This window comes from Cellulomonas sp. P4_B5_2, assembly GCF_056402235.1.
The window spans coordinates 1-7,004 of the sequence record NZ_JBFUHU010000199.1; the positions used below are offsets into that span (position 1 = coordinate 1).

Here is a 7,004-nt window from a genome sequence, read left to right on the forward strand (position 1 = left end):
CCGGCGACGCCGACGGCGGCGATGATCAGACGCTTGAGCACGCAGGATCCTCCAGGGAAGAGAAACCCCAGGATAGGCAGAGGGGCACGTCACGGCCGAACCGGGATCGAGTGGACGGATCCTCCGCGGTGTGCGTACCGGGCAGGGTCCTGACCACAGCACCGCGAACACGCGTATCCTGACCGGCGGGCTCCGGAAGTCGACGAGCGCCTCGACCGAGGCCGCTCGCACGGAGCCCCGTGCCCAGGAGGACTGCTCGTGCCCGACGCCCGGACCCCCTTCCCCGTCGTCAACTTCCGCGGCTACGAACGCGAAGCCGTCGACGCCCGCATCTCCGGGCTGGAGAAGGCCCTCGCCGACGCCCGCGCCCAGGTCGAGTCCCTCGACGGACGCGCCATGCAGGTGGCGGGTGAGCTCTCCGAGGCGCACCGCCAGCTGCGGGAGGCCGAGCGCCCCACCTACTCCGGTCTGGGCTCGCGCATCGAGCAGCTGCTGCGGTCCGCAGAGGAGCAGTCCTCGGACGTGGTCACACAGGCCAACGCCCAGGCGGCCGACGCGCTCGCCCGCGCCAAGCTCTCGTCGGGCCAGCTGAGGGCGCGCGCGGAGAACGAGGTCGCCGAGGTCGTCGCCACCGCCCGCCGTGAGGCCGACGAGGTCAAGACGACGGCCGCGGCGGAGGCCGAGAGCACGCTCCTGGCCGCGCAGCGCCGCGCGGAGGAGCTGGTCGGCTCCGCGGAGCGCGAGGCCGCCCGCATCCAGAGCGCGATCACCACCGAGGAGAGCGAGCGTCGCAGCTCGCTCGAGCGCGAGCTGGGCACGCTGCGCGCGAGCGTCGAGCACGAGGCGACGCAGCTGCGCATCGCGACCGAGCGCACCGCGAGCGAGCTCCGTGCGCGCTCCGAGGCCGAGACCACCGCCCAGCGCGAGGAGGCCGAGCGCTACGCGCAGGACCTGCGCCAGAGCGCCGACGCCGACACCACCGAGCTGCGCCAGCGGGTCGAGGGCGAGCTCGCGGCGGCCCGCATCGAGGTCGACCGGTACGTGGCCCAGCAGCGCAGCGACGTCGCGGCCGAGGTGGGAGCCGCCCGTCAGCAGGCTGCCGAGGAGGTCACCTCCCTGCGGGTGCAGACCCAGGAGTACGCGGACGGCGTGCGCGCGGCCGCCGAGCGGGACGCGGCTGCCCTCCAGCAGCGGGTCGCGGCCGAGGTCGCGGCGCTGCGGGTCGAGGCCGAGCAGTACGCGGCCTTCGTGCGCGCCCAGGCCGAGCGCGAGACCGGGGAGCTGCGCTCCAAGACAGCCGACGAGCTCGGGGCCCAGCGGGCCGACGCCGAGCAGACCGTCGTCGCCCTGCGCGGCGACGCCGAGCGGTACGCCACCGACCTGCGCGCGCAGGCCGAGCGCGAGACCACCGAGCTGCGCGAGCGGGCCACGCACGAGACGTCGCACCTGCGCGACGTCACGACCCGCGAGGCGGCCGAGCTGCAGGAGGTCACGGCGCGCGAGACCGGCGAGCTGCGCGCGTCCGCTGACCGCGAGACCTCGGAGCTGCGCGAGCGCACCCGCCTCGAGGGCGAGCGTGCCCTCACCGAGGCGCGTCGTGCCGCGGCCGAGCTGACCACGTCGGCGAAGACCCACGCCGACGAGATGGTCCGCTCCGCGGAGCAGCAGCTGGCCGACGCCGAGCTGACGATCGCATCGCGTCGCGAGGCCGCCGAGCGCGAGGACGCCGACCGCCACGAGACCGCGCGCGCCGAGACCGAGCGTCTGGTCCGCGACGCCGAGGCGCACGCCGCCGAGGCCGAGCAGCGGGTGGCCAAGGCGCTGGCGCAGGCCGACAAGGTGCGCACCGACGCCGAGCAGCACGCCAAGGAGCTCATCTCCAACGCCCGCAAGAACGCGGACCGGGTGGTCGCGGAGGCCCGCGAGCACGCCGAGAAGCAGATCTCCGACGCGATGATCGAGTCGGAGCGGGAGCGAACGTCCGCGACGCGGCAGGTCGAGGACCTCAACCGCCAGCGCGAGTCGATCACGTCCTACCTCGACGAGCTGCGCAACCTGCTCGGCCACAACCCCGACCGCGCCACGCTGGACCGCGCGACACGCGCCGAGGCAGCGTTCGAGAAGGAGCAGAAGGGGAAGCCGGCGAACGCGGGGTCCAGCGAGGCTTCCGCGGCGAAGGCGTCGAGCGCGACGTCGGACGACTCAGCCCCGGCCCCCGCCGGGAAGCCGGCCCGGCCTGCGTCCCGACCCACGAAGTCGCGCCCGGCGCCGGTGTCGGCCGCGGTGCCCGTCGTCCCGGAGCCGCGGACCGACGAGGCGGAGCCGTCCAAGGACGCCCCCGTCGACGACGCCGAGCCGGAGAGCCCTGAGGTCAAGGACGCTCCCCCGGCTGCCGATGCCCCGGACGAGCAGCCCGCCAAGGACGACGCAGCCGCGTCCTCCCACTGACGGGTCCACCCGCGAGGGGTCGACGTGACCGAGGAGAAGGCTGACGCGGCCGCGGCCTGGCGCGAGGAGCGTCGGGCAGCGGCGGCGGCGCACGGCGAGCTGCTGGCGGGCCGGCAGCGCGCCGAGTCGGCGCAGGCGCAGGAGCAGATCGACGCGTTCCTGCGCCGTGCACTGAAGTTCGGACCCGCGCCGGTCCCGCTGTCGGCACGCAGCTACGACGGCCGGACCCGCTACCGGACTCCGCTGACCGGCTGGTACCTGCGCCGCGACGAGACCGTCGCCGTGGACACCGAGGGCAGGTTCTACGTGCTGACCACGCCGTCGAGCCTCGCCGCGCGGTTCCGCGGCGTCACCCCGGAGCCGTCCGCTCCCCCGCTGGTCATCGGGGCCGGGGGCAAGGACGGAGAGTCGCTCGACATGTCGGAGGCCCTCGCCCGGGTGCTCGCCCGCTGACGTCTCTCGCCGCGCGCGCTCGGACCGCCCGTGCAAGGCTCCCAGAGGCAGCAGGGGGCCGGCGGACAGGGGCGTCGCTACATGACCGAGATCGTGCACGTCGTCGTCATGGGGGTCGCCGGATCGGGCAAGACGACCGTCGCCCGCATCCTGGCCGAGCGGCTCGGGTGGCCGTACGCGGAGGCGGACGAGTTCCACCCGCCGCAGAACATCGCCAAGATGTCCGCCGGCGAGCCCCTCACCGACGAGGACCGCTGGCCGTGGCTGCGCGCCATCCGGGACTGGATGACCGCGAGGTCGCGGGCCGGTGAGAGCGCCGTCGTCACGTGCTCGGCACTCAAGGTCGTCTACCGGGACCTGCTGCGCGAGGCCGAAGGGCGCGTGCGGTTCGTGCAGCTCGAGGCTCCGGCCGCGCTGCTCGAGGACCGCATGGAGCACCGTGCCGGGCACTTCATGCCGACGTCCCTGCTCACGTCCCAGCTCGCCACCCTCGAGCCGCTGACGGACGCCGAGGACGGCGTGACGATCTCCGTCGAGGAACCGCCCGACGCCGTGGCCGACCGCGCGATGGCTGCCCTCCACCTGTCCGAGGAGCGCTCATGATCTCCCAGCAGCTCGTCACCGCGGCCGCGGAGGGGGTCGGCGAGACCCAGCTCATCATCGCGGCGATCATCGGCATCCTGGTCATCGTCGCGCTCATCGTCGGCCTCAAGATGCACCCGTTCCTGGCCCTGACGCTCGGCGCCGGTGTGCTCGCGGTGCTGGCCGGGATCGGCTACCAGGACGCGTTCACCAGCTTCGTCGCCGGCGTCGGGACCACCGTCGCCGGTGTCGGGCTGCTCATCGCGCTCGGCGCGATCATCGGCAAGCTGCTCATCGACAGCGGCGGCGCGGACGAGATCGTGGACGCGATCCTGTCCCGGACCCCCGTGCAGCGGCTGCCCTGGGCGATGGCCCTCATCGCGTTCGTCATCGGGATCCCGCTCTTCTTCGAGGTCGGCGTCGTCCTGCTGATCCCGGTCGTGATGCTCGCGGCCCGGCGGTCGAAGCTCTCCATGATCGTGCTCGGGATCCCCGCCCTGGCCGGGCTCTCCGCTCTGCACGGGCTGGTGCCGCCCCACCCCGGGCCGCTCATCGCGATCGACGCGCTGGGCGCCGACCTGGGCACGACCCTGGGCCTCGGCCTCCTGGTCGCGATCCCCACCGTGATCATCGCCGGCCCGCTGCTGGCCAAGCCGCTGGCCCGGTGGGTCGTCCTGCCGCCGCCCGACGTGTTCCTGGGCGAGGCGCGCACCGACGAGGACGCCCGCCGTCCCCGGTTCGGGGTCGCGCTCATGGTCGTGCTGCTGCCCGTCGTGCTCATGCTGCTGCGGACCGTGGTCGAGGCGTCCGGCTCCGACGACAACACCGTCGGTCAGGTGCTGGTGTTCCTCGGGACACCGCTGGTCGCGCTGCTCATCACGACGTTGGTGGCCATGGTCGCCCTCGGGACGGCGCTGGGGAACACGCGCTCGCAGGTCAGCAAGCTCGTCGACTCCTCGTTCGCGCCGATCGCGAGCATCCTGCTCATCGTCGCCGCGGGCGGCGGGTTCAAGCAGACGCTCGTCGACTCCGGCGTCGGCGACGTCATCGCCAGCGGGATCACCGACGCCGCGATCCCCCCGCTGCTCGCCGGGTGGATCGTCGCGGTGCTCATCCGGCTCGCGACGGGGTCGGCCACCGTGGCCACGATCACCGCCGCCGGCATCATGGCCCCGCTCGCGACGGACCTCTCGACCACCCACGTCGCCCTGCTGGTCCTCGCGATCGGCGCCGGGTCCGTGTTCCTCAGCCACGTGAACGACGCCGGGTTCTGGCTGGTCAAGGAGTACTTCAAGATGACCGTCGGCCAGACGTTCAAGACGTGGTCCCTCATGGAGACCGTGCTGTCGGTCACCGCGCTGATCTTCGTCCTGCTGCTCAGCCTCGTGATCTAGCCGGGCACGTCAGGCGGAGCCGGCCGCCTGGGCGAGCTCGGCGATCGCCTCCGCGACCGCGGCCGGCTGCTCGACCGACGACAGGTGCCCAGACTGCGGGACCACGACGAGCCGGGCGCCCTCGGCGGTGGACACGAGGTGCTCGGCGGCGGCGACCGGGGTGACGGTGTCCTCGTCGCCGACCACCACGACCACCGGGCCCGTGAACGCCCGGAGGACGTCCGAGCGGTCGGGCCGGGCCGCCATCGCCCGCTGCGACCAGGCGATGCCCGCGGGTTCCTGCTGGTCGATCCAGGCGGCGACCTGGTCGGCCACCTCGGGCCGCGCGGTCCTCGTCGTCTCCCCCAGCAGCGACGTGGCCATGGGTCGGACCGGGTCGACCGACCCCGTCGACTCCGCCTCGGCGGCGATCCGCAGCCGGTTGGCGCGCGCCTCCGGGGCGTCGGCGGTGGACTTCGTGTCGACCAGCGCCAGCCCGGCCACCAGCTCCGGGTGCCGCTGGAGCAGCGCGAGCGCGACGTAGCCGCCCATGGACAGGCCGGCGATCACCGCGCTCGTCACACCGACGCCGCGCAGCACCTCCGCGACCTGGTCCGCCGACGCCTCGAGCGACGGCTCGGGCAGGTCGGTCGCGTGTCCGGGCGTCCCCGCCAGGTCCACGGCGTGCACCGGGTGACCCGGCGGCAGCAGCCGGGCGACGTCGTCCCACATGCGGTGGTCGAGCGGGAAGCCGTGCAGGAGGACGATCGGGACGCCGTCGCCCTCGGCGCGGTAGGTGTGCAGGCTCATGCGTCGTCCTCCGCTGTCGTGCTCGGGCCGGCCCAGTGGGTGGGCAGCGGGATCTCGTGGTCGGGCAGCACGTGCGCGACGATCTCGTCGAGCACCCGGCGGACCGCCGCCTCGCCGACCCACAGGTGCTTGGCGCCGTCCACGCCGATCACCTCGGCCTGCGGGACGCGCGCGAACCGGCGGCGCGCCTCGTCCGGGCGCAGGTAGTCGTCCAGCTCCGGGACCAGCACCACGAGGGGCTTGCCGAACTCCGCCCACGCGTCGAGGTCCGCGTCCGTGGCGCGGTGCAGGGGCGGCGAGAGCAGGATCGCGCCCTCGATCGACGGGTCGCGGCCGTGCATGAGCACCAGCTCGGTGCCGAACGACCAGCCGACCAGCCACCTGTTCGGCAGGTCGTGGAACTCGGCGAACTCGATCGCGGCGTGCACGTCGAACCGCTCGCCGACCCCGCCCTCGAACGCCCCGCCGCTCCTCCCCCGCGGGCTGACCGTGCCGCGCGTGTTGAACCGGAGCACCGCGAGGTCCGCCAGCGCAGGCAGTCGCCAGGCCGCCTTCCGGAACACGTGCGAGTCCATGTAGCCACCGTGGGTGGGCAGCGGGTGCAGGGTCACCAGCGTCGCGGCGGGTGGCGCCTCGGCCGGACGCGCCAGCTCCCCGACGAGCGTCAGGCCGTCGGCGGTGTGCAGCTCGACGTCCTGGCGCGCGGCGGGCAAGACCGTCAACGAGCGGATGAGGCCGGGGTCCTGCGTGTTCGTCGTCATCGCGACGAGCCTAAGGCGCCCTCGGCCAGCGCACCCGCGAGCTCCAGGACGTCGGCCACCCCGTCGTCGGCGTTCGACGCGCACCGTCGCGTCGCCGCGGCGAGCACGGACGCGTGCGCGTTGGCCATCGCGAACGAGGTGCCGGCCCAGCCGAGCATGGACAGGTCGTTGGGCGCATCGCCGACGGCCCAGACGTCCGCCGGGTCGATGCCCCGCGACGCGGCCCAGTCGGCGAGGGTGGCCGCCTTGGTGATCCCGGGACCCGAGATCTCGCCCAGTCCGACGGCGCCGGAGTCCGCGACGACCGCCAGGTCGCCGACGACGGCCGCGAGCTCGTCGGCGAACGTCGCGGTCGGCGGCCGAGCGGTGCGGACCAGCAGCTTGAAGGTCGAGGGGCGCAGGACCTCCTCGATGCGGTCGGCCGCCGGGCTGCCTGCCGGGACAGGATGGCTGGACCGGAACCGGGTCTCGTGCGCGAAGCCGTCCGCGCTCTCCGCTGCCAGGTGGACCATGTCCTGGCCACCCCAGGCCGTTCGGACGCGGTGCGCGATGCTGCCGACGAGCTCCGGGGGCATCC

The 7,004-nt window shown here is 74.1% G+C and carries 7 protein-coding genes; 4 read left to right on the forward strand and 3 right to left on the reverse strand.

Translation table 11 applies throughout. The features are described from left to right. Nucleotides 1-258: 258 nt before the first annotated feature. The 4 genes from AC1DUQ_RS14500 (at nucleotide 259) to AC1DUQ_RS14515 (ending at nucleotide 4,877) form a co-directional block, all read left to right on the forward strand. Entirely contained in the window at nucleotides 259-2,448 is a 2,190-nt protein-coding gene (locus tag AC1DUQ_RS14500) for a coiled-coil domain-containing protein (RefSeq protein ID WP_477074025.1), read from the forward strand. 24 nt (nucleotides 2,449-2,472) lie between these two features. Further along, the gene (locus AC1DUQ_RS14505; protein WP_477060417.1) at nucleotides 2,473-2,901 is read left to right on the forward strand and encodes a hypothetical protein; all 429 of its coding nucleotides are present in this window, start codon (nucleotides 2,473-2,475) and stop codon (nucleotides 2,899-2,901) included. Nucleotides 2,902-2,982: 81 nt separating this feature from the next. Then, a complete protein-coding gene (locus tag AC1DUQ_RS14510) occupies nucleotides 2,983-3,504 on the forward strand; it encodes a gluconokinase (RefSeq protein ID WP_477060416.1) in 522 nt (173 codons plus the stop codon). Then, nucleotides 3,501-4,877, forward strand: coding sequence for a GntT/GntP/DsdX family permease (locus AC1DUQ_RS14515; RefSeq protein ID WP_477060415.1), 1,377 nt, complete (start codon nucleotides 3,501-3,503; stop codon nucleotides 4,875-4,877). The genes AC1DUQ_RS14510 and AC1DUQ_RS14515 overlap by 4 nt, the downstream gene beginning before the upstream one ends. 9 nt (nucleotides 4,878-4,886) lie before the next feature. Here AC1DUQ_RS14515 and AC1DUQ_RS14520 read toward each other — a convergent pair whose 3' ends face one another. The 3 genes from AC1DUQ_RS14520 to AC1DUQ_RS14530 form a co-directional block, all read right to left on the reverse strand. Beyond that, nucleotides 4,887-5,666, reverse strand: a complete 780-nt coding sequence (locus AC1DUQ_RS14520; protein WP_477060414.1) for an alpha/beta fold hydrolase — start codon at nucleotides 5,664-5,666, stop codon at nucleotides 4,887-4,889. Further along, on the reverse strand, nucleotides 5,663-6,427 hold the full coding sequence (locus AC1DUQ_RS14525) for an alpha/beta hydrolase (protein WP_477060413.1): 765 nt from the start codon (nucleotides 6,425-6,427) through the stop codon (nucleotides 5,663-5,665). Before AC1DUQ_RS14525 ends, AC1DUQ_RS14520 begins: the two co-directional genes overlap by 4 nt. Further along, on the reverse strand, nucleotides 6,424-7,004 hold a 581-nt coding region (locus tag AC1DUQ_RS14530; protein WP_477074026.1), incomplete at its 5' end, for an HAD hydrolase family protein. The genes AC1DUQ_RS14530 and AC1DUQ_RS14525, both read right to left, overlap by 4 nt.

Coding starts and splice junctions, on each gene's coding strand:
- AC1DUQ_RS14520 (WP_477060414.1), bottom strand. CDS start 5,666: ATGAGCCTGCACACCTACCGCGCCGAGGGCGACGGCGTCCCGATCGTC.
- AC1DUQ_RS14525 (WP_477060413.1), bottom strand. CDS start 6,427: ATGACGACGAACACGCAGGACCCCGGCCTCATCCGCTCGTTGACGGTC.
- AC1DUQ_RS14510 (WP_477060416.1), top strand. CDS start 2,983: ATGACCGAGATCGTGCACGTCGTCGTCATGGGGGTCGCCGGATCGGGC.
- AC1DUQ_RS14515 (WP_477060415.1), top strand. CDS start 3,501: ATGATCTCCCAGCAGCTCGTCACCGCGGCCGCGGAGGGGGTCGGCGAG.